The sequence below is a fragment of the Rhodococcus sp. P4_E4 genome, assembly GCF_056401575.1.
This window is the reverse complement of the sequence record NZ_JBFUJB010000004.1, coordinates 171689-197100: the sequence shown is the minus strand read 5'-3', so window position 1 is coordinate 197100 and position 25412 is coordinate 171689. Positions and strand designations below refer to the sequence as shown.

The window sequence follows — 25412 nt, the reverse complement described above, 5'->3', positions numbered from 1 at the left end:
CGGGAGTCCGTCAGCGCAATACCGTATCGAGCGTGAACACAACGTCTTCCACGGCGACCGACAACGAGATCGGCGTCGATATTCTGATCATTGGTGCCGGCCCCGCCGGGCTATACGGCGCGTACTACGCAGGCTTCCGCGGCCTCTCGGTTGCCGTGATCGATGCCCTTGCGGAACCGGGGGGACAGGTTAGTGCGATGTACCCGGAGAAGGCGATCCTCGACATCGCAGGATTCCCTTCGGTCAAGGGACGCAACCTGATCGAGGGTTTGATGGCGCAGGCTGCCCCGTTCGATCCGGTGTACCTTCTGGGCATGCAGGCTCGTGAGCTGTCGCATGACGACGACGGCCGGGTGCGGATCACCACCAGCACGGGCCAGGTCGTGGTGGCCGGCGCGGTTGTCATCACCGGCGGCATCGGAACCTTCACCCGGCGTCCGTTGGCGAAGGGTTCGGAGTTCATGGATCGGGGGCTGAGTTACTTCGTCCCGGATTTGTCGGCGCACACCGGGAAAGACGTTGTCATCGTCGGTGGCGGCGACAGCGCGTTCGACTGGGCCGTTCACCTGGAACCGATTGCCAAGTCCGTCACCCTGGTTCACCGGCGAGATCGTTTCCGCGCGCACAAATCCACAGTCGCCAAGGTGCAGGAAAGCAGTGTCCAGGTTCTCGTCAACGCCGATGTCTCGGCGGTACGTGGAAACGGGTGGATCGGCGAGGTCGACATCACCCACAAACAAGACAAGAGCACGTCCACGCTGCCCGCTCAATCCGTCATCGCTGCATTGGGATTCACGGCCGACCTCGGTCCGATGATGGAGTGGGGAATCGAGATCGACAATCGCCACATCGCGGTGAACACACGGATGGAGACGAATGTTCCGCGTGTGTATGCCGCCGGGGACATCACGGACTATCCCGGCAAGGTCCGCTTGATCGCCGTCGGTTTCGGCGAGGCCGCGACTGCGGTGAACAACGCTGCGGCAGTGCTGGATCCGGAAGCAGAAATCTTCCCTGGACACTCCACCGAACAGGAGAGCTAGGCAATGGCATTTGTCATCGGTGAAGCATGCATCGACTACACGGACCGATCGTGCATGGAAGAATGCCCCGTGGATTGCATCTACGAGGGTGATCGCAAGCTCTACATCAACCCGAACGAATGCATCGATTGCGGCGCTTGCGAATTGGCCTGCCCGGTGGAGGCGATCACCGTCGACCGGAAAGCAGACCCGGATTTCAAGGAAGACAACAAGCGCTTCTTCCTCGAGGTCTTGCCTACCCGTAGCGAGCCCGTCGGAAATCCGGGTGGTTCGGCAAAGATCGACATCGTCGGCGTCGATACCCCGATGGTTGCGGCGTTCTGATGGCTGGCGGCCTGCAACTCGGATACGTGGATTCGTCTTTCGGGCAATTGCATTACGCGCAGCAAGGTTCGGGTGAGGCGATTCTCCTGCTTCATCAGGCGCCCCGGTCGTGGGACGAGTTCCGCGAGCTCATTCCACTCCTTGCCGACGACTTCCGCGTTGTCGCGATGGACATGCCGGGGTACGGCAACAGTGCTCCGGTGCCCGGCCCGCAGACCATCGAGACCTATGCGCGAGGCGCGTGGGAATTGCTCGACACCCTGGGCGTCGATCGAGTCACGGTCATCGGTCACCACACCGGTGCGGCAGTGGCGCTCGAGATGGCGGCATCACGCCCCGAGAGGGTGCACGCTGCCGTGCTCTCGTCGTGCCCGTGGACCGACCGCAACTACCGCGAGGGGCACTCGGGACCCGGTGGGATCGACTGCGTCGACCGGGCCGCAGACGGTAGCCATCTCACCAGGCTGTGGGAGATGCGTCGCCCCTACTACCCCGAACCAGGCACCGCACTGCTCGACAGGTTCATCCGAGACGCGCTTGCCTACCGGGTAGATCCGGCGGAGGGGCACAAAGCCTGCGCCCGCTACGTCATGGAGGCGAGAGTCGGTTCGGTGACTGCGCCGGTTTTGCTGATCGGCGCGCAGAAGGATCCCTTCTCGATGCCTAACATTGCGCCGTTGCGTGCACACCTGACGGGTGCGGCAGTGGTGGAAACGGAGATCGTCGAATCGGGGACCGTCGCACTCGTCGAGGAGCACGCTCCGCAGATTGCATCCGCCGTCCGCATGTTTCTGGAGAATTACGCAGGTAGGCGCCCCGTGTAAACTCTGCGGGACGGGTTCACTGAGCGGACCGTGTGGCGTGCGTCTCATCGTGTCGTCACCATAGTGTCAGTCTCGAAGTACCTGCACCTAACGAGGGCCCCGACCGATCTCGGTCGTTGTGGCACTCGGTCTCGGCAGGCTGTCACAGATCGTTCAGGAGGACACTCATGGCCGCTCCACAACAATCCGTCGGGTTCGGATCCGTACTACCCATCGCGTCGGAAACGACCGCTGCATCGCAGCCTGCAGGTGAACTGTCCTCGGTCCTGGGCAAGGCTCGAATGATCTTGGACGCTTTCGACACCGACCACAGTGACCTGTCTCTGACGGAGCTCACCCGGCGCAGTGGGGTCGCGAAAGCGACGGTTCACCGGTTGGCCGGCGAGCTGGTCGAGTGGGGATTGCTCGAGCGCGCGGGTACCAAGTACCGGCTCGGCCTGCGATTGTTCGAGCTGGGCCAATTGGTGCCGCGTCAGCGGATTCTGCGCGACGCGGCGCTGCCGTACATGGAGGACCTACTGCTGGCGACGCAGGAGACGGTTCACTTTGCGGTTCGTGACGGCATCGACGTCCTCTACATCGAGAAGATCATCGGACACCGCGGGCTCAATCAGCAGTCGCGGGTGGCCGGTCGGCTCCCGCTGTACTGCACCGCCACCGGCAAGATCATCCTTGCCTTCTCCCCGCAATCGGTCTTCGACGAGGTAGTCGAGCAGGGTTTCACCGCCTTGACCAGTCGAACGACGATGTCCGTCAGCGTGCTGCGCCAGCAAACCGAGCGGATGCGTAAGGAACAACTCGCGGTGGAGGTCGAGGAGACACGGCTCGGGTACATGAGCGTCGCAGTGCCGGTGTTCAGCGGCCCGCGCACTCTGGCCGGCGCGTTGTCTGTGACAGCGCCGACGGCTCGCCTCAACGTCAGCCGCATCACCGGGGCCCTGCGCACTGCCGGCGCCGGAATCACCCGAAAACTTCATGCCATGAAGTGCACACATTCGCCGAGCGACCCGCTGGCTCTGCGCACGATCTGCAGTCCGGTGATGTGTTCGTTCAACGGTTGCGGCAAGTAGCGAGGCGCGGTCTATCGCCGGGCGCGGAACACGCTCTTCTCGCAGTCCCAGGTGTGTGGGCCGACGCCCCTCTCACGTAGCACTGCTTTCTGTACCTTGCCGGTTTCGGTGAGTGGCAACGTGTCCACGACGTCGATGTACCGGGGAAGTGCAAAGTACGGCAGCTGTTGCTGGGAGAACTCCAGAATCGAAATGGGGTCGAAAGATACTCCGGGGCGCAGTATTACAGTTGCCATGACGTCGTCCTCGGCCAGATCCGACGGTACCGGGAAGACGGCAACCTGACCGACCGACGGATGCAACGCCAGAACGGTTTCCACTTCGGCCCCGGAAATATTTTCACCGCGGCGCCGAATCACGTCTTTGATGCGATCGACAAATCGGAACCAGCCGTCTGCTTCCCGAATCACCCTGTCACCGGTCTGTATCCAACTCTCCGTCGCCGGAATCTCCTCGCCCAGATAGCCCAGTGAACAGGCGCCGGGGATCGTGCTGCGGACCACCAGTTCGCCGGGCTCCCCGTCTGCGGCAGCAGTACCGTCGTTGACGACTGCGGCGTCGTAGCCACTCATCACCCGCCCCATGTACCCGGCCCGCCGATCTCCCGGAAGTGTGCCGATCACGAGATTGGTTTCGGTACTTCCGAATCCGTCCACGAGTTCTACACCGAATCTCTGGGCAAACGGTTCGATCAGATGAGCCGGCGTTGCGGGGGCAAGTGCCACGTGGACGCTGTGCTGTCGGTCTTGCGGCGATGGGTCCGCGTTCATCAACATGGCCACCATCGCACCCAGCAGGTAGTCGACAGTTGCGCCGATCTCGCGAACTTCGCGCCAATGATTGCGGACCGAAAAGCGTTGTCCCAGGAAAAAAGTAGACCCGGCCCAAAGGGACTGAACAAAGGCATTGAGAGCATTGGTGTGAAACAGCGGCAGGCAGTTGTACAGCACATCGTCCCCGGTGAGCCCGAGTGAGGCGCCGACGCCTTTGCCCCACTGCAGGAACTGCGCGTGCGGGCATCGGACGCCTCGGGGCAGACCGGTGGTGCCGGAGGTGAAGAGTATCGCGGCCAGGTCGAGCGGATCGAGGGTCTCGGGCTCACAGCCCGGATGCGAACCGGCAGTGGGGACGCACTGTTCACCCATGACCCACACGGTGCCGTCGAATCCGGCTACAGCGCCTGAGTATTCGGGTGAAACCAGGATCCGTTGTACACCAGCCTGTTCGAGTGCGCTGGCAACACTGTCGGCTCGGAGGGCCGTATTGAGTGGGACGACAACCGCACCGATCCACGCGCATCCGAGAACAAGGTCTGCCAGTTCGATCCTGTTGCCGGACAGTGCCGCCACGCGCTCCCCACGGCCGACACCGTGATTACGGAGATCCGCCCCCATCGACGCTGCACGATCCCGCAATTCGCGGTAGGTGACCGTGATCCCGTCGACGACGAGCGCCGGGTGCTCCGGACGCTCCAAAGCTCGCCTCCGGATCAAATCCGGAAGCGAGCGCGGAATGGCATGTGCGTCGTGGGGCATGGGTAATTGTATCCCTCAGGGTACGACGACGGCCCGGCCGGCAACCTTGCCCTCACCCATCAACTGCAGTGCCGTTGCGATGTCATCCAGCGGAAACTCCTGCACTGCAACGGAAATCTTGCCTTCGATGAGCAGCCGGATCATTTCAGGTGCCAGTTCGGCTTGCCGGGCAGTCTTGCGAATCATGTTGACGGGCAGGATCCGGACATCGCTGAGCAACCAGTTCGGCAAGTCCAGGGTGAGGCTCTTACCCAAGGTATATCCGATCAGGGCAACCCGGCCACCGGGGATAACACTCGCCAGAAGGTGCGGCAAGCCGTCGCCGCCAAGCGTGTCGATCACGGCGTCGACGGAAGGCTCGGATCCCAGCACCCCGGCAAGTTCGTCGCCTTGCCCGACGACGGGACGCACACCCTCCGGAAGCAAGGCAGCCTGATCTTCGCGCGGTACAACACCGATTACCTCGGACGCTCCGGCAAGCAGAGCGAACTGTGCTGCCATCGATCCGACAGCGCCGGATGCTCCGGCGACAACAACTCGTTCGCCGGGAGCGACGGCTGCAATGTCGTTGACGGCAACATAGCCGGTTGTGCTGGGCAGGAAGAAGGTTGCGGCGACGGCCGGCGACAGTGCGGGATCAAAGGGTGTGAACGCCTTGTCTGCCGCTACCAGATACTCAGCCCAGCAACCGTTCTTGAACAGGCCGACTCCGCCGCCTCGGACCAGAAGGCGGGTGCCAGGCTCATAGGTGTCGGATTCGATTACCGTCGCCGCTCCGTCTGTTCCACCGATATGTGGCAGGTTCGGCTTGACTCCGAAGTTTCCGCTCGCGACGGTGATGTCGAGATGGCCGAGCGCGGCAGCGTCGATGCGCACGAGCGTCTGACCGGATTCACGTGTGGGAATGTCGATGTCGTCGATGACCGGTGAAGTGCCGAACTGATGGAGTCGGGCCGCGCGCATTGTGTCTCCTAGGAGCGATCTGTGAATGGATGTACTGAATATGAGTGCGGTCAGGACAGGATCGACTGGTCGCGAAGTCCGGCGATCAGTTCGTCGCTGTATCCGAGCACCGACTCGAGGACGTCGTCGGTGTCCGCGCCCAGCACCGGCGCAGCGCGTCGGATCGAGCCGGGTTCGGAGTTCCGGCGAACGGGGATGCCTTCGTGGAGGAATGTTCCGGCGAGGGGATGTTCCTGTGCCGAATAGAAACTGCGTGCCCGAAGATGTGGATCGCTCTCGACCAGGTCGCGTCCGTCCTGGACGGTGCCGGCCGCGATACCCGCCGATTGCAAGCGTTCCATGACGGTTTCGGGTGACAGAGTCCTGGTCCAGTCGGCGATGGCGTCGTCGATACGTTGGTGATCGGCTTGGCGGCTTTCTGCACTCGCGAAGTCAGGATTGCCGATCCATTTCTCTGCTTCGATGATGCGGCACAATGCATTCCATTCCGTGGTATCGCGAACGGCAATCGAGCACCACCGGTCGCTGCCGAGGCACGGGTACACGCCGTGTGGTGTCAGTTCGTGATGGCTGTTGCCGATCGGATCGGGGGACTGTGACCGGGCGGCTCGGAGAACGCTGGTACCCATGTGCGCTGCCATGGCTTCGAGTTGTGACAGGTCTACGTGCTGTCCCCGGCCGGTCCGGTCGCGGTAGTCGAGGGCTGCCAGCATCGCGACGCCGGCTTGCAGTCCGGCGACGATGTCGCCATGGCCGTAGATGACTCCGACAACGTCATCGGCGTTCCAGCCGGTCAGTGCGGTCAAACCGGTATTGGCCGAAACGATGTCGGCATACGACACCCAGTCCTTGCGAGGACCGGTGTGACCCATCCCGGACATCGACACGTAGATGATGTCCGGGTTGAGCTCCCGGAGTTGTTCGTAGCCGAGCCCCATCTTGTCCATGACCGACGAGCTGAAATTCTCGACCACGACGTCGGAGTTCCTGATCAGGTCGCGCAGTACCGAAAGGCCCTCTGCGGATCGGGTATCGAGTGTGATGCTGCGCTTGTTGCGGTTGACGTCGTTGAAGTACCCGCTGGTGTTCGGATTGTCGTGCGGTCCTCGCGAGAGATGCATGAACGGTGCAAAGCGAGTCGGGTCCGGGCGTCCGATCGATTCGACCTTGATGACATCGGCACCGTGGTCGGCAAGGATTCTGGTGCCGTACGGGCCCGCCAACACCCACGTGAGATCCAGGACGCGGACACCTTCGAGGCTGGGCGTGCTGCCACCGCTGAACTCGTGGGTTTCGTTCACTGCCACAGGCGAGGTGGCCTTCAAGAGTTCCTGATGCTGGCCCAACCGGGCAGCCTCGAGCGTTCCGATGCGCCGGCCTTCGGGGAAAGCGAAGCCGAACCCGAGATCGCGGTAGGTACCGTGATCTCCGGTCACGTCGGTGAAGAAGTCCCGGTCGTTGAGTTGCGGGTTACGCAGCAGTTCTTCGGGCCGGTCGACCGCTGCCCACGGCAACTTGCGTGACTGCGCGCTGACCGCGAATTCTTCCTTCGGCCACTTCGCGATGAAGGCGGACAGAACGTCGAAAATGTGTTCCTGATGCGTCTTTCGGTAGACCGCGTCGGACCACTCCGGTTGATCGAGATCGTCCTGAGCATCGTTGTCGATCAGCCAGGCCAACATGCCGTCCCACATGCGGGGGCTACCGCCGAGGCCGCCACCGACATAACCGTCGGCGGCCTGGAACAGTCCGTGCGGAACGAGCGGATGTACCCGGCCCGGACGCGGTGGTACGCGGTCCTCGTGAATGTAGGCAAGAGTGCCCGCTTCCAGCGCGGCGGCAACACATTCCTGAGCGCTGATCTCCAGCAACGGGTTGTGGCCCTTGGATCGCGAACGCAGTCCGAGAAGCACGCCGATTGCGGCATTGATTCCGGCGAGCTGCTCAGCCTGGAGTTCGGGGAGCAGCAGTGGAGGGTGCTCGGGATCGCCGACCTGGGCCATCATCCCGCCGAGTGCCGCGACGGTCAGATTTGTTGCCTTCCAGTCACTTCGCGGTCCGGTTGTGCCGAAGGGTGTCACTCGTACGTGAACGAGAGATCCTCGGTTGTCGCGTAGAGCGCCGGTCGCGCTGCCGTCGAGCAGGACGTCGGCACTGCGCAGCAGTGCTTCGAAAGCGAGGCGATCGTTGCTGTCGTCGATATCGAGGACAACGGACTTCTTGCCCGCATGCCAATGCAAGTACGAATCACCCTGGGACTCGGTGCGACTGGGGTCACCGGTGGGTGGTTCTACCAGAATGACCTCGAAACCCAGCCCGACCAGGATGCGCCCGGCGAATCGCGCAAACGGACTGGAAATCTCTACGACCCGTACCGGGGGATGCACCACAACTACTCCGTTTCAATCGAAAGATATCGCCGAACCGACTGGTGTCGAACGTAGTTCTGCGGGCCGGTGGGCGACATGATTTCGGTCTGCCCATCGGACCCGTTCTCACTCTCCGCTCAGGCGGCGTTCTGCTCGAACCATCCCGAGAGGAGGACAGCGGACGGATCGATGTCCGCGGAGATCTTGCCCTGCTCGCGGAAGAATGCAACAAGTTCGTTTGCGCGCTCCACGTCGTCCTCGGTGAATCCGCGTCCACCGAAATCGATTTGGGTCACCCGGTCTGCGGCCTCGGCCGGGTCCATCTGGATAGACGCGGCAATTGCGGTTGCAGCCCGATCCGGATCCGAGTTCACGATTGCCGACGCTTCCGAGATCACCTTGAACACCTTGCCTGCGGTTTCTTCGTTCGCGGACAACCAGTTGTCCGAAGCGATGATCCATTGGGCGTACTTGGCGCCGAAGTCGCCGGTCGTGGCAACAACGCGCCCGCCGGTATTGACACTCTGCGTCACCCAGGGGTCGAAGGACAGGAAGCCGTCGATGTCACCGCGCGCCAGCAAAGCAGGCTGTTCGGGCGGGCTTGTGCTCACGAGTGTGACCGTCGTGGGGTCGATGCCGAGACTGGCCAGGTACTGGTTCGTGAAGTAGAGGCCGATGCCGGGGAAGACGCCCATGGTCTTGATCGACTTCGGCTCGACGCCATTCCTCAGTACAACCTGGAAGTATCGGTCGGATTCCTGAAATACGCCCAGCGCCCGCAGGCTCGGATTGGCGGCCATGACGGACAGTGCCGTCGAGTCGGCATTGCCGGAGAGTTCCGAAGTTCCGGCTACGACGTTCTGGGCGCCCGCCGCCCCGCCTTCCGTCTGGATGACCTGGACGTCGAGGCCGGCGGCCTCGAACATGCCCTCGTGGTCGGCCAGGAAAATCGGGGCGTACGACGGGTCTACACCCACCGCGATCCGTACCAGGCCACCACTTTCCGCGGAGTTGTCGGTAGCGGGCCGGGTGCATCCGCTGACCGCGATCGTCAGGGCGGCGAGAGAAGCGACTGCGCCCACCCATTTCTTCTGAAATTTGTTGAGCATGATGGCCTCTCGGTAAATGGGAGCTGTCAGCGTCCCGTGAAGGTGGGGGACCGCTTGTCGAGGAATGACTGAAGTCCCTCAGCAGCGTCGTCCGTCTTGATCAGGTCGAGCACTGCCTCGAATTCGAGATCCAGCGCTTGATCGAGCGGCAACGACATGCCCTCGTCGACAATGCGTTTGATCATTCCGATGGTGGCAGTGGGTTTCGTCGCGAGTTCGCGTGCGAGGTCAGCGCAATGCGCATCGAGGTCGGCGTCCGCAACGACGGTGTCGACCAGGCCGATATCGAGTGCATGCTCGGCGCTGAGGCGCTTGCCTTCGATCATGAGCACTTTGGCTCGGTGAGCGCCGATGAGGCGTGGAAGTCGCTGGCTGCCACCGGCACCCGGAAAAAGCCCAAGTCCGATCTCGGGGAAGCCGATGGTCGCCGACTGCGCCATGATGCGGAAGTCGCAGGCCAACGTCAGTTCTGCTCCGCCGCCGAGTGCGTGCCCGTTGATCTTCGCGACGACAGGTTTGGGAGCCGACTCGAGGATCCGCTGTACGTCGACCCACGGGCGCATCGCGCGCTGAGTTTCTTCCGTCAGCTCGCGCATCACGGTGATGTCCGCACCGGCGACGAAGAACCGTCCAGTGCCCGTCACGACAATGACGCGGACGGTCTGGTCCGACGCGAGTACCGGCAGTATCTCCAGAAGCTCGGCGATCATGCTGGGGTTGAATGCGTTGGCTGGAGGTTTGTCGATAGTCACGGTGGCAATCGAGTCTGTGACGTCGACGGTGACGAAGTTGTAGGTCTGGCCGGTCTGTCTCGTCAAGTGAGCTCCTGTCAGCGGGTTGGCGGGGTAAACCGGTCGAGCCGGGGGATGTGTAGTGGGAAGTATGGTGGGGACCCTCACGCGGCGGTACCGCTCGGGTTCGGTCAGTAGACCAATGCGGATGCTGATCGCGTAGGAACTTTCTTCGCTGTGATCACGGCGATATTTGCTCCTGTGACAGGATTGAGCCCGTGACTTCTGCAGTACCGACACCGCCCGCGCCCTCCGTCGACAAGCGTCCCGAGTCGATTTTCACCATTGGGACCAGGCTCGAGGACCGGCTCGGACGCACCGGCACCATCCACACACCGCACGGTGATATCGCGACGCCGTCGTTCGTGGCCGTCGGAACCAAGGCCACGGTCAAGGCCGTGCTGCCCGAGTCCATGAAGGAACTCGGTGCGCAGTCGTTGCTCGCCAATGCGTACCACCTGTACTTGCAGCCGGGACCCGACATCGTCGACGAGGCCGGCGGGCTGGGCAAGTTCATGAACTGGGACGGGCCTACCTTCACCGACAGCGGCGGCTTCCAGGTGATGTCCCTTGGCGTCGGGTTCAAGAAGGTGCTCGCGATGGAGGCCGTCGGCGTGCAGTCCGACGACGTCATCGCAAAGGGCAAAGAGCGTCTCGCGACGGTCGACGACGAGGGCGTGACGTTCAAATCGCACCTCGACGGCAGCAAGCATCGCTTCACCCCCGAGGTGTCGATGCAGATTCAGCATCAGCTGGGTGCCGACATCATGTTCGCGTTCGACGAGCTCACCACGTTGCTCAACACCCGCGGCTATCAGGAGCGATCGGTCGAGCGCACGCAGGCGTGGGCGATCCGCTGCATCAACGAGCACGAGAAGCTCACCGCTGAACGCGCCGAGAAGCCCTATCAGGCTCTCTTCGGGGTGATCCAAGGCGCGCAGTACGAAGATCTGCGTCGTCAAGCCTGCCGTGGCCTCGAGTCGATCGAAGGCGAGAACGGATACGGCTTCGACGGGTACGGCATCGGCGGCGCCCTCGAGAAGCAGAACCTCGGCACAATTGTGCGTTGGTGTAACGAGGAACTACCCGAGACCAAGCCGCGTCATATGCTCGGCATCAGTGAACCGGACGACTTCTTCGTCGCAATCGAGAACGGCGCGGACACTTTCGACTGCGTCAATCCGTCGCGTGTTGCTCGCAATGCCGCGATCTACGTCCGCTCCGGCCGGTTCAACATCAATACCAGCCGATTCCGTCGTGACTTCACGCCTATCGACGACGAGTGCGACTGCTACACCTGCGCCAATTACACCCGCGCGTACATCCATCACCTGTTCAAGGCGAAGGAAATGCTCGCGTCGACGCTGTGCACCATCCACAACGAGCGATTCACCGTGAAGTTGGTCGACGACATCCGAGCCAGCATCGAAGGCGGATACTTCCACGACTTCAAAGCGGACATGCTCGGAAAGTTCTATGCGGCGAAGACGCCTGCACCTCAGACGTAGGTCGGTTCGCGCTTCTTCACGTAGGCGATGACGCGGTAGGTGATCGGCATGACCAGAACCTCGACAAGCGTCTTCCACAGGAAGCCGACCAGCACGTAGTTGATGAAGTCTTCCCACGTACTGATGCCGATGACACCGGCTGCGATGGAACAGAAGATGAGGGTGTCGGCGAATTCGCCGACGACGGTCGAGCCGATCAGCCGCGCCCACAGGTGCTTCTCCTGCATGCGCTTTTTCATCATGACCAGGACCAGGGAGTTCAGCAGCTGGCCGACGAGGTAGGCGGCCAATCCTGCGACCAGCAGCCGGGGAATGACGCCGACCACGGTTTCGAGGGCGGCCTGGTTCTCGTAGAACTCTGCCGACGGGAGTTGCACAGCGATCCAGAAGCACGCGGCGGCAAGAATCAGTGCGCCGAAGCCCAGGTAGATCGCGCGTCGGGTCGCTTTGAAGCCGTACACCTCGCTGAGTACGTCACCGAGGACGTAGGCAAGCGGGAACAAGAAGAATCCACCATCGGTGATGATGGGCAGAATCTGCAAGGGACCGAGCGAGAAGTCGGAATCCGCAAAGAAGGCGACCCCCTTTGTCGCCGCCACGTTCGAGATCAGCAGCGTTGCGGTGAAGAGCGCGACGATTGTCGGGTAATAACCCCGGCTGACGTGCGCAAATTTGGTTTCGTGGGTCGATTCGTCTTGCTGATCCTGAGCTGTCACGTCCGTCATCCAAGCACCACAAGGCGCTCGGATGCGAGTTGGCGACCGTCCAGTTGCGCAGAACACACCGAAGGCCCTGCGGTTTCACGTGGAACCGCAGGGCCTTCGATGATGCAAACGAACTGATCAGGCAGCTACATGGCCGCCGGTCAGCACGCGGTATGCGTAGGTACTGGCGATCAGCGCGACGGGCGCCGTCACGAGAAGACCGATTCCGCACAGCAGTGCGCCGATGATGTTGATACCGATCAGAGCGAGCGCCAGCAGGATCAACGTTCCGACGTTCGACGAGGTCAACGCGTAGCTCGATTTGATGCCCGAAATCGCATCCTGATTCTTGTCCACGATGAAGGTCAGCGTGTAGTAGAGCAGGAACGCCGCGATGATGCCGGGAATGATGCACAGAACCAAACCGACATAGGTGGCGACGGCGACAAGGAAACCGCCGAGAACAACTGCACCGATGTTCGTGAATTGGAAGAAGGTGCCGAAAGCCGGCTTGATTCCGTCCAATTCGCTCAACGCTCCACGAAGGAATGCGGCTTGGATGATGTAGCCGACGATTGCGGTGACCAATCCACCCACGATCGACAGCGCGCTGAATTCGGTATTGGTGTAGTCGAAGCCGTTGAAAGCACCCTGGATGAGTCCGGCGATCAGAAAAGCGATGATCGAGATCCCGATCCAGACCAGTGCGTTGTCTTTGAACTTGTTCCAGCCGTAGGAAATTGCCGCACCCACAGAAAGCTGGGGGGCGCCGAAGCCTGCGCCGTAGTCATTCGGGGGCGGAGGCGGGAAGTTGCCACCACCGGGAGGAGGCGGGTACCCACCGGGAGGCGGGTAGTTTCCGCCGGGAGGGGGATAGCTTCCACCCTGCGGGGGTGGAGGGAAGTTGCCCTGTGGGGGCGGCGGGTAGCCGCCGGGCGGGGGATAACTTCCACCCTGCGGCGGACCGGCCGGTGGAGGATAACTCCCCGGAGGGGGTGTTCCCTGCTGGCCGTACGGATCCTGGGGTGGGAATTGCTTCCCGTCTTCTGGGTTCTGGTTGGGGTCTTGCCCACCGGTTGTCATATATGTCTACCTAACCCTTGACTACCTGAGTCCCACCAGCGAGCTCGTCATGCTTGCCCTGCTTGGTGGGGCTGTTGTTGATGGTGACCGCGATGACGATGTAGGCGACCAGCGCGAGGATTCCGCCGATGATCGGAATGATCGAGAGCAACGTGAAGGCGTTGCGAATCGCAGACTGCTGGACGGAGGGGCGAGGTGCGCCGCCCGGACCGTGCACTGAAAGGCCCAGAATCATCTTTCCCAAAGTCCGACCCTGCGTTACTTCCATTGCGATGAAGTAAGCGAAGGTCAGAATTCCCGAGAACAGTCCCGAGATCAGAATCAAGCTGTCGGAGTCACTGACCAAGAGAGCCAGAATCGCGGCGATGATGCCGACGATGATTCCGTCGATGATGCGGGCGCCGAGTCGAATCCACAGATCACCCGGCTGAGCACCCGAGGGCAGTCGATTTCCTCCGCCGTACGCACCTTGGTCGTTGAACTGCGGAGGCGGCGGGAAGTTGCCGCCCTGCGGAGGCGGCGGGTATCCACCGGGCGGCGGGTAGTTGCCACCTTGAGGGGGCGGGAAGTTCCCGCCCTGTGGCGGAGGCGGGTAGCTACCGCCCTGCGGGGGGCCGGCGGGAGGTGGGTAACTTCCGGGAGGAGGTGTTCCCTGCTGGCCATATGGATCCTGGGGTGGGAATTGCTTCCCTCCTTCTGGATTCTGGTTGGGGTCGTACCCGCCGGTTGTCATGTGTTCCCCTCAGTCGTAAATATCGCGCTCGAGTGTGACAGTGGATATGACCCTACTGGGATCAAAGAGCGATGTGGATGACATCTGCTCACTTGGATTCGGAGGTCACCTGTGGTTTAGGCTGCGTTGTATGACGAGTTCCGGGGGCAACAACGACGATTCTTCGAGCGATTACCAGGCAAAACCTGGATACGGAGAATTTCCGAGCCTGCCGCCCGAGGGGTACGGCGTGTCCCCGTCCGAAACGCAGTCTTCACCTGAAGTTCCCGGATATACCACTCCCAACGAGCAGTACCCGGGTTATCCGCCGCCGTCGTACAACCCAACCGGTAATACGCCTCAGCCGGGTGGAATTGGTGAACCCAATCCATACCTGCCGCCGCAGAATTTCGGACCGCCGAATCAATATCAGCCGAATCAATATCAGCAACCCGGACAATACGGACAAGCTCAATACGGACAGCCCCAATACGGTCAACCGCCGAATGCGTACGGTCAACCGAACCAATTCGCTGGTGGATACATCCCGCCGATGCAGCCAGTCGGCACCAATGGTCTCGCAATTGCGTCGTTGGTGGTATCGCTTGCAGGCGGTTGTTTCTACAGTCTCGGCGGAATCATCGGAATCATTTTGGGAATTGTCGCGCTCAATCAGATCAAGCAGACAGGTCAAGAGGGACGCGGGCTTGCGATAGCCGGAATTGCGGTCGGAGCAACTTTCTTGGCCATTTTTGCCGTGATTCTCGTGGTCGCACTCATCGCGAGCGCATCGTCGTCGTACTGAAGTGGCGTCGTACTGAAGTGGCTGGCGCTCACACGGGAGTGACTATGGACGACGCAGGAAGCGGCTTCCCGAAGTAATAGCCCTGGCCCATGTCGCAGCCGGCCTGCAAGACGTTGGCTGCGTGTTCCGCGGTTTCGACGCCCTCGGCGATCGAATCAAGCCCGAGTTTCCGAGCGATGTCGGCGATTGACTCCATGACCATGAAGGCGCGGTCTCCAGTACGACCCGCTGCGCTGACGGCCCAGGTCAAGGATTGGTCGATCTTGAGAATGTCGAGCGGCAATTCCGACAACGCGGAGAAAGACGCGAAGCCCGCCCCGAAATCATCCAGCGCGATTCGAATTCCCTCGTTATGCAAGACGTGAAGGGTCTCGGCGGCATGCCGACCCACGACGCCGAGTTCGGTGACTTCCACGATGATTCTGCTCAGTGGGGTTTCTGAACTGTCCAGCGCTCCGAGGATCTCGTGGGCGGCGTGCGGGGTAGCGAGTTGGCGAGGTGAAAAGTTGACCGCGACCATCATGTGCTCAGGCCACGACGCTGTTTGGGCACAGATCATGTCCAGAGCCTGCAGCCCGATGGGGATGATGAGCCCAGAGGATTCGGCGGAGCGCATGAAATCTTGGGGTTCGATCAACCCTCGAAGCGGATGGCGCCACCGCAGAAGTGCTTCATAGCTGATAATTGCTGACGAGTTCAGATTGACCTGGGGTTGATACAACACCTCGAATTGATGGTCGTCGAGTGCCTCGCGAAGCTCGCGGACCATGCGTATTCCTTTTCGTCCTGAGTCGCCCGTGCCGCACGTGCGTGTCAGCGTGGATGCTGCAAGTGGGTACTGCGGTCGGATCCCAGGTTCAGATCCCGGGCGTAGTTTTGCAGGGACTACTCGCCCTGAATTTCCTTCGCCAGTCTTGACCGTACTTCACTCATCGAGAATTGCCAACGAATAGCTATTGCGGACGGCTTTGTCATATCGGACAATCGAGCTTTTGTCCCGACGAGGTGTCGATTGAAACTTCACTTACTTCGCCGGGAAAATCCACGGGGTTCGGGGGATCGTGCGAGAGTCGAATCGATCCGCCAATTGGGGTGGTGTGACAACTTCGCCGGGTTCAGCCAGACCGATGCTCGACGCGATCATTGTCAGGACCTGTTCGGCACTGCGTCCGGCCTCGAGTTGATCGGCCAGAGTCACTGCGCCGTCGCGCTTCGCGAGTCGTTTGCCTTCACTGTTCAACGCGAGAGGAACGTGGGCGTACGACGGCGGTTCGATGTCGAGCAGTTGAGCAAGGTGCGCCTGACGCGGTGCCGAGGTCAGGAGGTCGTCGCCGCGGACCACCTGATCGATGTTCTGCGCACCGTCGTCGACGACAACGGCGAGGTTGTAGGCGGGTACGCCGTCTCCGCGGAGCAGGACGACGTCGTCGACTTGCCCCGTCACCTCGCCGAACAGTTCGTCGTGCACGGTGAACGAATCGATGTCGGCCCGTAGCCTCAGCGCGGGGGATCGGCCGCTTGCCGATTTCTCGGCGCGTTCGGCCGCCGACAGGTTCCGGCACGTGCCGGGATAGGCGCCATCGGGAGCATGGGGAGCGGACGGTGCCTGCAGGATCTCCTTGCGTGTGCAGAAGCAGGGATAGGTCAGGTGGCGCTCGCGTAGTAGCTCGATAGCGTTGTGGTACAAGGGAAGACGGTGCGATTGTAAGACGACTGGGCCGTCCCATGTGAGGCCGAGCCTGCGCAGATCGTCGAGTTGTCGCTCCATCGAGCCGGGTCGGACACGGTCGAGATCCTCGACGCGAATGAGGAAGTCGCGCCCGCTGGTGCGGGCGAACAGCCAGGCCAAGAGGGCGGTACGGAGGTTTCCCAGATGGAGATCGCCGGACGGGCTCGGCGCGAAGCGTCCTGCTCCTGCCACGTCAGCTGGCGAGCCCGACGGAGGCGAGCGGGTTCTCGGCGTCGTGCAGGGTGAGGCGGATCTGGGTTTCCAAAGCGTGATCGAGGTACTGCGGCGGATACATGGCGGGGCTTCCGAGTGCGTCGAGGGTCAATCCATTGACGGTTGAAAGTAGAAGTGCCGCTCTGGTTTCCGCTTCCGGAGTTCCGATCCCGATCAGAACTGTCGAGATGCCGGTGCGGATTGTGAACAGGGTTGTCCGGCGGATTTCGGAGAGTGACTCACTGGTTGCGGCGCGCACGGCAAACGCGGCGAGCACATGCGCCTCACGCGTGCGTTGCTCGTCGAGGGGCAGGAGTTGCGAGAGCGCCTGGAACAGGGCGGTATGCGGGTCCGCGTCGGCGGACGATTCGGCCAGTCTGGTCAACAATCGATCGACGAGTGTTCGCAGTGCGAATGCGAACATCTCGTCCTTGGTCGAGAAATGATGTTGCACTGCGCCGATCGAGACACCCGCCCGTTTTGCGACCTCGCGAACGCTGGCATTTTCCAGTCCGGATTCCGCGGCGACATCGAACAATGCCGCCGCAAGCAGGTCTGGACTCGTGGAGGATTTTCGGCGTTCCGGCATACCGCGACATTACATGTGTATGGAAGTAATGCCCACGTCAGGGGTACTTTTTCACGCCTTCCGGCCGAGGAAGGCAAGGAGTTTCGTCGCTTTGTCAGCGTTGTCCGGAACCTGTATTTCCGGGCCGCACACACCGCTCATGCGGATCGACTCGCCGAGGCCCGCGGCGATCTCCGACACCCACTCCACGTCCGTGTTACGCATCGTCGTATCGGTGCCGGTCGCGGCTGCGAGATCCCAACCGTGGATGACCAGATCGAAACACAAGAACCCCTCGACCGTGGCCCCGAGGTTGGTCCGGCCGAAGTGCCCGTCGTATTCGAGGGTGGACTTTGCCGGATCGTCCAGAATGGCCTGCATCGAATATCGGACGGCCGCCCAGGCTGCCGACGGGTCGTCGTCGACCGACGGACCGGGTGCCAATTCCAGGCCGACTACCTTGACCATGTCGCGTTCGCTGTCGAGCACGTGTCTCACCACGTCGCGGGCGGTCCAGCCCTCGCAGGGGGAATCGTTGTCCCAGCGGTCGGCGGGTACGGCGTCGATCCGCGCCGTGAATCCGGCGGCCAGATCCCGATAACGCTGGGCGGGGGAGATCTCTGTTGAAGTCATGACAGCAATCCTTCTCCACCGCGGCGCGTCATGATTGATTATTTCGGACATTCACTCGATCTCCGGGGCTTCCGCCCAGATGTCCATCGGTACGACCCCGGCGCTCTTGCCTTCGTCATCGAGAAGTCGGCCCACCCTCTTCATCGATCGCAGCACCACTGACCTGTTCAGCACCACCAGGCCCGGTGCCTCTTGTGCGAGTTGTACTTCGGTAATGGGAGTTTCGCGAAGGGAGTGTGCGGCGATCGCGAGCAGTGTGTTGGCGCGTCCACCGGATATCCGCATGCACACTCGTGTTCCAGGCACTCGCTCCACCAGAGCACGAATCGTCGACCGGTCCGTGGGATCGACATATCCCCACACCCAGGTCACGAGGGGCCAGCCGGACAGCGGTAGAGACACGTCGCAGCGGAACACGATTTGGTTGCGCGACGTCAGTTCGGCAAGTCGCCGCCTGACCGTACTTTCGCTGAGGCCGGTACCGACCGTGAGCTCGGCAATCGAGGATCGACCGTCCTCGCCCAGCTTCAATATCAATTGACGGTCGACCGCGTCGAAAGTCTTCCCGTGATGGCGCTGATCCGTCGGAGCATATTTGTAGCGCACAGGCCGGTCTGTCATCACCGCCCGCTGCGTGGCATCGAGTACCTGCAATTTCCAGTCGTCTCCGATCGCAAAGACCTCGGTGACGAGGTGTGCACGCGAACTGACGATCCCGGGCACCGACGCGAGTGAGCGAAGCAGGAAACGCGACAGGAAAGCCATGTCTCTGACCTCGACGAGAAGAGTCAAGTCGCCTGGGCCGCTTGTGTGTTCGACGCTCAGAACCTGCGGCCAGCGGGCAAGACGTTCCGCAATCGCCAAGGCGTTCGAAGTCGTACAGTCGACTTCCACGAAAGCCAGACACGATTCCGGACGGCCGTGGCCGGTTGCCCTCGCGGAGACCCAGGCGGTGCCGGAGTCCTGTAGCCGTTGCCAGCGGCGCGCGACGGTAACCGGATCAACTTTGAGCGCGTCACCAACCGTGCGCCACGACGCTCGCGGGTCGAGTTGCAGGCAATTGATCAGGGCGAGGTCGACGTCGTCGAGCACGGCGGAATCCTGCGTTTCTTCGATCATGTTGCAAGTATCGTGCATCTTCATTGTGTCTGGGATCACTTCATTCATGCTCGAAGGGCAGAACGCGGTGGCAAGTGCCCACCGCGTTCGTGCTGTGAAAGGAGAACCCAGATGTCGTCCACCACGTTGTCCGCTGTTCCAACCGAGAGAAGTCTCGACTGGGTGCAGCGCCTCATCGGAATCGATACGACGAGTGCCGTGAGCAATCGACCGTTGATCGATCTCATCGCGGCGGAACTACGTCGCCACGGGGTCGAGCCGATACTCGTTTCCGACGACGAGGGGTCCAAGCTGAACCTGTTGGCAACATTCACGCCTCCTGACGGAAGCACTGCCGGTGGAGTGATGTTTTCCGGCCATACAGATGTAGTGCCGGTCGACGATCAAGACTGGAGCAGCCATCCTTTCACTCCCGAAATTCGCGACGGAAGTCTGTACGGACGCGGCACGTGCGACATGAAGTCGTTCATCGGGATCGTTGTCGCGGCGATCCCCGACATCGTTGCTCGGCCGCTGGCGAAGCCGATTCACTTTGCATTCTCCTACGACGAGGAAGTCGGCTGCATCGGTGCGGCCGGGTTGGTCGAGGAGGTTGTTTCCCGGAACCTGCGCCCTGATGTGTGCGTCGTCGGAGAGCCGTCGGAGATGCGGGTCATTCGCGCACACAAGTCGATGAACGTCATACGTGTTGATCTGCATGGTGTTTCGGCGCACTCGTCGCTTACTCCGCGAGGAGTCAACGCGATCGAATACGGCGCGGAGTTGATTCGATTCGTCAGAAGCGCGGCCGACGAGCTCCGTGCGTCCGGCCCGTACGACGACGCATTCGACGTGGCCTGGACGACGTGTTCGGTCAATCTCGTATCCGGCGGGATCGCAGTGAACACTGTCCCCGAGGATTGCTCCATCACTTTCGAATTCAGGAGCATCAGCTCAGCTGGCGCCGCAGATTTGCTCGAACGCTTTGCCGCCGAGGCGAATCGGATCGAAAACCTGATGCAGGAAGAAAACCCGTCAGCCTCCGTGACGATGCACGTGTCGGCCTCGGTTCCTCCCCTGGAGACGGACGCGAATGCTTCGGCGGCCGCACTGGTCGAACAATGGGGTGGTCGGCCCTCGGACGAAAAGGTCGCGTACGCCACCGAGGCCGGGATGTTCGCGAGTATCGGTGTCCCCACTGTTGTGTGTGGGCCGGGAAGCATCACTCAGGCGCATGCACCTGACGAGTACGTGACACTTGACCAATTGGCACAGTGCGAGCAGTTCGTTCGGAACGTCATCGCTCACGCCCGCGCCTGACCCACCCTCACCCCTTAAGGAAAACCATGTCCACGGCAACTACGCCAACCTCCGGAGCAGTCACCCCGGAACGCCTGGCCGCTGCTCGCAAGGCGGTGATCAGCAGTTCGCTCGGCGCTGCGCTCGAATGGTTCGACGTCATCGTCTACGCATCATTTGCAGTGGTCATCGCCCATAACTTCTTTCCCGGCGGCGACAACACTCTCGGCTTGATACTGACGTTCGCGACGTTCGCGATCTCGTACGTCATCCGGCCGCTTGGCGGGATGGTTCTCGGAAGCTATGCCGACCGTCGCGGGCGCAAGAACGCCTTGACGTTGACGATGATGCTGATGATGATCGGCACGCTCATCATGGCGGTGGCGCCGACGACCTCGATGATCGGGCCGTGGGCCGGCGTCGTCATCCTGGTTTCGCGACTCATTCAAGGATTCTCCGCTGGCGGTGAATTCGGTACTGCTACAACCTTCCTCGTGGAAACTGCACCGCACAAGAAGGCGTTCTACTCTTCCTGGCAGGTTGCCAGCCAGGGTGCTTCGGTTTTCCTGGCATCGTTATTCGGATACGTGCTCAATACCCGTCTCTCGCATGAAGCGCTTTACTCATGGGGCTGGCGCGTTCCGTTCTTCTTCGGCATCATCGTCGGGCCGGTCGGTCTCTACATCCGCGCCAAGCTCGATGAAACGGACGATTTCAAGACGAGCGTCCCGGAAAAGGCCCCGCTGAAGACGACGCTGACCAGGCATCTCGGCCGGGTGCTGACCGGCGCCGCAGTAGTCGGCGTCGCGACGATCTCGATCTACCTCATCTTGTACATGCCGACGTTTGCCGTGAAGAACCTCGGAGTATCCGCCTCTGCCGGCTACCTCGGCGGAATCGTCGCCGGACTGGTCACCTTGATCACCGTGCCGTTGATCGGTCATCTTGCAGACCGGGTCGGACCTGCGAGAGTTATGACCTGGGCCGCCGTTGCGGCAATCGTCCTGGCCTGGCCGCTCTTCAAACTGATGGTCGATCACCCCTCGACTCTGACGCTCGTCCTGGTTGTTTCGGCCCTGGGCGTCATCATGGCGTTTGCCTTCGGCCCGTTGCCTGCCTTGATGAGTTCGCTGTTCCCGGCGGAGATCCGGGCTACCGGGATGTCTTTGTCGTACAACCTCGGCGTGACCTTGCTCGGCGGAATCGCGCCGTTGGTCTTGACCTGGTTGATCAGTACAACAGGCTCGCTCGACGCTCCGAGCTACTACTACATGACGGTCGCAGTGCTCTCCCTCGGCGGGCTGTGGTCTGCCAGGACGCTTTTCAGTCAGAAGTGACGGCGGGGGAGCGCGGTAGCGATCATGCGACCGCGTCTCCCTCTGCCAGCGCGACAACGGTATCCGACCCGTGCCAGTCGGGGGCTTGGGTTCGCAGTAGAGCTGCCGGGGTCAGCGAAGAGATTCGGCGGCATTCACGCGTCAAGTGGGCCTGATCGCTGAATCCGCAGTGGGCTGCGGATTCAGCGAGGCCCAGTGCGGGTCGACTGCGAGCGAGCGCCATGAAACGCTGGAGGCGCAGGATCGAGCGCAGCGTTGCAGGGCCGTATCCGAAGGCGTCGTTGCATCGACGCTGGAGTTGGCGCGAAGTCAGTGCCGCCGCGTCGGCGAGAGTGCTGACATTCCACGAATGTTCGGACAGTGCGGTGCGGACGTGGTTGATCACCGGATCGTGACGGAAACTCGAACTTGCCCAACTCCGGACAGCGCTTTCGAGGATCGAGACTTGTTCGTGGTCTTCGGAATTTTCCAAGCGGTTCAACAGTATTCGTTCCGTGCGTGCGTCGGTTACAGCGCTGAGGTCAGCGCGAGAATCTCGAAGCTCGGACGCCGAGGTTCGCAACATCGGCGATGCCGATCCAGGGCGGAATCGAACACCCACGGAGCGTGTTCCGGGCGGAAGAGTGAATGACCATGCAGCGGTTTCGGGGCCACAGACGCGTATGCCGACGCCACGTATCCACAGCACGTCCATGCAAGCATCGGGCACGAGCAGGTGTTCACCTTCTGCGCACGCCGTCCAGCCACACACCAGGATGTCGGAGAGATCCGGGGCGACCGATTGTGGTGTGTACCAACCCATGACAAGAGCCTATCGAGCGCCACCGACACGAAGGCGAGTTCATTCGACCGGGCCGAAGCGATATCCGAACCCCCGGATGGTTTTGATGTACTTCGGTTTCGCGGGATTGGATTCGAGTTTGGACCGCAAGCTGAGAATGGTCGCGTCGACCACACGTGTCTTTTCGTGGTCGGAACCCCAGACGTTTCGGATCAGATGATCACGCGAGTACACGCGCCCAGGCTCGGTCGACAGTTCCAGGAGTACCCGCCATTCGGTCCGGCTGAGGACGAGCAGCTTTCCGCCCATCGTCGCCGTCATCGCACGTCGATCGAGGAGCAGGTCACCGTGACGTTGGTGTTTTCCGGCGGCGGGATGCGCGGTTTCACGAAGGATCGCGGTGACCCGAAGATCGAGCGCGTGAGAATCGATCGGGTTCAGTACGAAGTCCGAGACAGCGCCATGTGGTGCTTCGTCGATGTCCTCGTGGGTATCCACCAACATCATGATCGGCATCGAACTGCGCAAGCGGATCTGTCGTGCAATCTCGTAGCCGTCGATGTCCGGCAACAAGAGATCGATCACGGCGATATCGAAACTGTCGGTGTCCAGGTCGTCGAGTAGGCGGCGCCCGGTGCGGACGAGCTGTGTTTGATGACCAAAATGTACTAATTCGGCCCCGAGTGTCTGGGCAAGCTCCGAACGGTCGGTAGCTGCAAGTATCAAGCTCACGTGAAATCCTCCCCCCGAAGGTGTTACTAGTCGTAACAGCTTGCATTCTGGCAGATCATCCACCGCATGGCCACAACAAGGTGGCTGATCAAAAGTTGAGGGGACCTGGGGCGTTCGCCGCTAGACTTCTTTCATGGGCACTCTGTTCGCGTTGACGCTGCCAGGCTTGCTCGTGCTGCTGGTTCTGTTCGCGTTCGCCGAGACTCTCTGGAACCGGCTTACCGGTGGCCGCGCACTGCCGTGGACCAGGGGGCGCACGACTCGTCCGGTCTCGGCTGCGGGCTTCGAAGAGGTTGCTGCCCTGTTTCAGGGGTCCAAGCATCATGAATTCGAACAGCGGCAGAGCGCGTTGATGCATCGTGAGGACGGAACCGACGGTGACCCGCCGTGGGTGTCCGTCGATCCGGAAGCTAACAAGGTCGTTCTCCGTCGACGGAGTTGACAGTCGGGCTCAGGCCCAGTGGCTGGGGCGGGTCAGTGAATCGGGGAGTGTGGTAGCCGAATCGCTAACCGCCGCGTTGATCTGGAACTGAGTGAGAAAGATACTGCCGCGGAGTTTTGCGCCGCGAATGTCGGTGCCGCGCAAGTCTGCACCGATCAGATCAGCTCGATCGAGTTCGCAGTCGCGGAGGTCTGCACCGATCAGGTAACTCCCGCGAAAGTTGGCTCCACGTAGATCGGAACCACGAAATCTGGCGCCGATGAGGTCTGCGCCGCGGTGGTCGAGTTTGCGACCCTTCTTGCCTGAGATCGGCGAGCGCACAAGGTTACTCGTCTGTAAGAGCAGTGTGTTGACTGTCGCTCGGTGTGCTGAGACGTCGACGGCTTGAATCTGCGAAGGCGTGCCGTTGGTCAGGCTTTCCGTCTCTGCGAGTGCAGCGTCGAGTTCCTTTCGTATCGAGTGGGTTTGCTTCAGCGAGCGGGCTTCGGCGAGATACCAGAGCAGTTCGTGCAACTGGCGTACGACAGGGAACGTTTCGAACATGTCTGACGCGGTCTCCGGGGCATCATGCCAGCTGATGCCGTCGTAGGTCTGCTGTGAAACCTTCTGTCCCGCACCGAAACAGTCGTACACGGTGCAACCGGTGAAGCCCTTCTTTCGCAATCCGGTGTGAATGCCGCAGCGGAAATCCTGCTGCAGGTTCTTGCAGGGGTCGCCGGCATTCTTGTTGGTCGCGAAGTCGGAGGACTTGGAAAAGGGGAGTGCGACGCAGCACAGGCCGAAGCAACTGCTGCAATCCGCGAGCAGATTGGTCTGGCCGGCAATCACGCGTACTCCCGATTGTTGGGTTGGACGGAAAGTCTGGCTTCGAGTTCGTGAGTCTGTCAAACGAAATTGCGTGGTTCGGCAGCAAGAAGTCCAGCGACTCCGAGGTCGTATCCCGCGCAAATTGCGGGGTACCAATCCGGCAGACGTGATTCCGGACCACGCTCGTGAAGTAGGTCGAAAATCGGGTGGACGGCCCAGCTCGCTGCAACCAGTCGCCGTGCGGTACTCGGCTGCAGAACCAGTGCGCCGACGAAGACCACAAATGTTGCGGACACTGCACTCCATTCGCGAACGGGAATGGAGACGTCGACCAGGCGTCCCTGCCGAGCTTGTCCCTGCCGAGCCACGGGATAAACGGCCGCGGCGACCACGAGGCCGGCGGCGTAGGCAGGTGTTCGGCGGTGAGACATCCACTTTTTCACGGGGGCGTCGACAAGTGCACTCAGTATCAGGCCGGTACCTGCTGCGATGACCCGGCCAGTTGTCGAGGGACGCATTCGTCGACAGTATCGCTGCTCGGCGATGCTTCGTGGCAAAGAAAAAGTCCCCGACCAAGACTGGTCGGGGACTTCCCTGGCGGAGGATAGGGGATTTGAACCCCTGAGGGCGTTAACCCAACCCGCGTTCCAGGCGAGCGCCATAGGCCACTAGGCGAATCCTCCGTGGAGCAGCATACCCAATTGCAGGCGTGAAGCGTTAAACGGGTACCTGACCTGCGAAGAACCGGTGGATCTCAGGGTTTGCATCTCCACCCCGGTAGGTGGTGTGCAGCGGCCGACGAAAGCCGTCTACACTGTTCATTGGATCCCGCGCGGCGCGCATCCTGTGAACTCCCCCAGGGCCGGAAGGCAGCAAGGGTCAACGGGCTCTGCCGGGTGCGCGGGGTCCTCTATTTTTTTCACATACCCGACC

At 61.5% G+C, this 25412-nt stretch carries 26 protein-coding genes, 1 tRNA gene and 1 other RNA gene; 10 read left to right on the top strand and 18 right to left on the bottom strand.

What is annotated here, in order from left to right:
- Window positions 1-32 precede the first annotated feature (32 nt).
- The 4 genes from AC1DVN_RS07010 (at window position 33) to AC1DVN_RS06995 (ending at window position 3261) form a co-directional block, all read left to right on the top strand.
- Complete coding sequence (locus tag AC1DVN_RS07010) at window positions 33-1043, top strand: NAD(P)/FAD-dependent oxidoreductase (RefSeq protein WP_477993641.1); 1011 nt, start codon at window positions 33-35, stop codon at window positions 1041-1043.
- A gap of 3 nt (window positions 1044-1046) precedes the next feature.
- The gene (locus tag AC1DVN_RS07005; protein ID WP_007731605.1) at window positions 1047-1367 is read left to right on the top strand and encodes a DUF362 domain-containing protein; all 321 of its coding nucleotides are present in this window, start codon (window positions 1047-1049) and stop codon (window positions 1365-1367) included.
- Window positions 1367-2191: an alpha/beta fold hydrolase gene (locus tag AC1DVN_RS07000; protein ID WP_084325008.1), complete on the top strand. Its 825-nt coding sequence runs from the start codon at window positions 1367-1369 to the stop codon at window positions 2189-2191. Before AC1DVN_RS07005 ends, AC1DVN_RS07000 begins: the two co-directional genes overlap by 1 nt.
- A gap of 167 nt (window positions 2192-2358) precedes the next feature.
- On the top strand, window positions 2359-3261 hold the full coding sequence (locus AC1DVN_RS06995) for an IclR family transcriptional regulator (RefSeq protein WP_007731601.1): 903 nt from the start codon (window positions 2359-2361) through the stop codon (window positions 3259-3261).
- An 11-nt stretch (window positions 3262-3272) separates the two neighbouring features.
- On the opposite strand, the gene AC1DVN_RS06990 is transcribed toward AC1DVN_RS06995, so the two are convergent.
- From AC1DVN_RS06990 to AC1DVN_RS06970, 5 genes are all read right to left on the bottom strand, one after another.
- The gene (locus AC1DVN_RS06990; RefSeq protein WP_021342542.1) at window positions 3273-4796 is read right to left on the bottom strand and encodes an AMP-binding protein; all 1524 of its coding nucleotides are present in this window, start codon (window positions 4794-4796) and stop codon (window positions 3273-3275) included.
- Between the two features lie 15 nt (window positions 4797-4811).
- A complete protein-coding gene (locus AC1DVN_RS06985) occupies window positions 4812-5759 on the bottom strand; it encodes a quinone oxidoreductase family protein (RefSeq protein ID WP_477993640.1) in 948 nt (315 codons plus the stop codon).
- Between the two features lie 50 nt (window positions 5760-5809).
- The gene (locus tag AC1DVN_RS06980; RefSeq protein WP_477993639.1) at window positions 5810-8146 is read right to left on the bottom strand and encodes a CaiB/BaiF CoA-transferase family protein; all 2337 of its coding nucleotides are present in this window, start codon (window positions 8144-8146) and stop codon (window positions 5810-5812) included.
- A gap of 119 nt (window positions 8147-8265) precedes the next feature.
- On the bottom strand, window positions 8266-9237 hold the full coding sequence (locus AC1DVN_RS06975; protein WP_007731596.1) for an ABC transporter substrate-binding protein: 972 nt from the start codon (window positions 9235-9237) through the stop codon (window positions 8266-8268).
- 26 nt (window positions 9238-9263) lie between these two features.
- A complete protein-coding gene (locus AC1DVN_RS06970) occupies window positions 9264-10055 on the bottom strand; it encodes an enoyl-CoA hydratase/isomerase family protein (protein ID WP_020723626.1) in 792 nt (263 codons plus the stop codon).
- 191 nt (window positions 10056-10246) lie between these two features.
- Between AC1DVN_RS06970 and tgt the strand changes: the two genes are divergently transcribed.
- A complete protein-coding gene (tgt, locus tag AC1DVN_RS06965) occupies window positions 10247-11536 on the top strand; it encodes a tRNA guanosine(34) transglycosylase Tgt (protein WP_019746508.1) in 1290 nt (429 codons plus the stop codon).
- Here tgt and AC1DVN_RS06960 read toward each other — a convergent pair.
- From AC1DVN_RS06960 to AC1DVN_RS06950, 3 genes are all read right to left on the bottom strand, one after another.
- Window positions 11527-12261 carry a queuosine precursor transporter gene (locus AC1DVN_RS06960; RefSeq protein WP_019746509.1) on the bottom strand — a complete coding sequence of 245 codons (735 nt, stop codon included), beginning with the start codon at window positions 12259-12261 and terminating at the stop codon, window positions 11527-11529. The genes tgt and AC1DVN_RS06960 overlap by 10 nt on opposite strands.
- A gap of 117 nt (window positions 12262-12378) precedes the next feature.
- The gene (locus AC1DVN_RS06955) at window positions 12379-13323 is read right to left on the bottom strand and encodes a hypothetical protein (protein ID WP_229757068.1); all 945 of its coding nucleotides are present in this window, start codon (window positions 13321-13323) and stop codon (window positions 12379-12381) included.
- Window positions 13324-13333: 10 nt separating this feature from the next.
- Complete coding sequence (locus AC1DVN_RS06950; protein WP_020968189.1) at window positions 13334-14056, bottom strand: RDD family protein; 723 nt, start codon at window positions 14054-14056, stop codon at window positions 13334-13336.
- Between the two features lie 130 nt (window positions 14057-14186).
- Here AC1DVN_RS06950 and AC1DVN_RS06945 point away from each other — a divergent pair, with 130 nt between their 5' ends.
- Complete coding sequence (locus AC1DVN_RS06945; RefSeq protein WP_020968190.1) at window positions 14187-14840, top strand: DUF4190 domain-containing protein; 654 nt, start codon at window positions 14187-14189, stop codon at window positions 14838-14840.
- Between the two features lie 28 nt (window positions 14841-14868).
- On the opposite strand, the gene AC1DVN_RS06940 is transcribed toward AC1DVN_RS06945, so the two are convergent.
- From AC1DVN_RS06940 to AC1DVN_RS06920, 5 genes are all read right to left on the bottom strand, one after another.
- Window positions 14869-15609 carry an EAL domain-containing protein gene (locus AC1DVN_RS06940; protein ID WP_070796504.1) on the bottom strand — a complete coding sequence of 247 codons (741 nt, stop codon included), beginning with the start codon at window positions 15607-15609 and terminating at the stop codon, window positions 14869-14871.
- Between the two features lie 255 nt (window positions 15610-15864).
- Window positions 15865-16761 (bottom strand): tRNA glutamyl-Q(34) synthetase GluQRS, encoded by an 897-nt coding sequence (gene gluQRS / locus AC1DVN_RS06935; RefSeq protein WP_020905878.1) that lies wholly within the window; start codon window positions 16759-16761, stop codon window positions 15865-15867.
- Window position 16762: 1 nt separating this feature from the next.
- A complete protein-coding gene (locus tag AC1DVN_RS06930; protein WP_222671630.1) occupies window positions 16763-17371 on the bottom strand; it encodes a TetR/AcrR family transcriptional regulator in 609 nt (202 codons plus the stop codon).
- Between the two features lie 51 nt (window positions 17372-17422).
- Entirely contained in the window at window positions 17423-17983 is a 561-nt protein-coding gene (locus tag AC1DVN_RS06925; RefSeq protein ID WP_195791628.1) for a TIGR03086 family metal-binding protein, read from the bottom strand.
- A gap of 51 nt (window positions 17984-18034) precedes the next feature.
- Window positions 18035-19102, bottom strand: a complete 1068-nt coding sequence (locus AC1DVN_RS06920; protein ID WP_225989443.1) for an Lrp/AsnC family transcriptional regulator — start codon at window positions 19100-19102, stop codon at window positions 18035-18037.
- A 111-nt stretch (window positions 19103-19213) separates the two neighbouring features.
- Between AC1DVN_RS06920 and argE the strand changes: the two genes are divergently transcribed.
- Complete coding sequence (gene argE / locus AC1DVN_RS06915; RefSeq protein ID WP_020905882.1) at window positions 19214-20401, top strand: acetylornithine deacetylase; 1188 nt, start codon at window positions 19214-19216, stop codon at window positions 20399-20401.
- A 26-nt stretch (window positions 20402-20427) separates the two neighbouring features.
- On the top strand, window positions 20428-21717 hold the full coding sequence (locus AC1DVN_RS06910) for an MFS transporter (protein ID WP_477993638.1): 1290 nt from the start codon (window positions 20428-20430) through the stop codon (window positions 21715-21717).
- A gap of 22 nt (window positions 21718-21739) precedes the next feature.
- On the opposite strand, the gene AC1DVN_RS06905 is transcribed toward AC1DVN_RS06910, so the two are convergent.
- Both AC1DVN_RS06905 and AC1DVN_RS06900 read right to left on the bottom strand, forming a co-directional pair.
- The gene (locus AC1DVN_RS06905; RefSeq protein WP_046377798.1) at window positions 21740-22519 is read right to left on the bottom strand and encodes a helix-turn-helix domain-containing protein; all 780 of its coding nucleotides are present in this window, start codon (window positions 22517-22519) and stop codon (window positions 21740-21742) included.
- 39 nt (window positions 22520-22558) lie between these two features.
- Window positions 22559-23230, bottom strand: coding sequence for a response regulator transcription factor (locus tag AC1DVN_RS06900; RefSeq protein ID WP_019746521.1), 672 nt, complete (start codon window positions 23228-23230; stop codon window positions 22559-22561).
- A 133-nt stretch (window positions 23231-23363) separates the two neighbouring features.
- Between AC1DVN_RS06900 and AC1DVN_RS06895 the strand changes: the two genes are divergently transcribed.
- A complete protein-coding gene (locus AC1DVN_RS06895) occupies window positions 23364-23672 on the top strand; it encodes a DUF6191 domain-containing protein (protein WP_007731580.1) in 309 nt (102 codons plus the stop codon).
- A gap of 9 nt (window positions 23673-23681) precedes the next feature.
- Here the strand turns inward: AC1DVN_RS06895 and AC1DVN_RS06890 are convergent, their stop codons facing one another.
- From AC1DVN_RS06890 to AC1DVN_RS06880, 3 genes are all read right to left on the bottom strand, one after another.
- Window positions 23682-24500 carry a pentapeptide repeat-containing protein gene (locus AC1DVN_RS06890; protein ID WP_021332889.1) on the bottom strand — a complete coding sequence of 273 codons (819 nt, stop codon included), beginning with the start codon at window positions 24498-24500 and terminating at the stop codon, window positions 23682-23684.
- Between the two features lie 56 nt (window positions 24501-24556).
- Window positions 24557-24997: a hypothetical protein gene (locus AC1DVN_RS06885; RefSeq protein ID WP_019746523.1), complete on the bottom strand. Its 441-nt coding sequence runs from the start codon at window positions 24995-24997 to the stop codon at window positions 24557-24559.
- A gap of 77 nt (window positions 24998-25074) precedes the next feature.
- Window positions 25075-25162, bottom strand: a tRNA-Ser gene (locus AC1DVN_RS06880).
- A 136-nt stretch (window positions 25163-25298) separates the two neighbouring features.
- On the opposite strand from AC1DVN_RS06880, the gene ffs reads away from it, so the two are divergent.
- Window positions 25299-25398: signal recognition particle sRNA small type (gene ffs / locus AC1DVN_RS06875), an RNA gene on the top strand.
- Window positions 25399-25412: the final 14 nt, after the last annotated feature.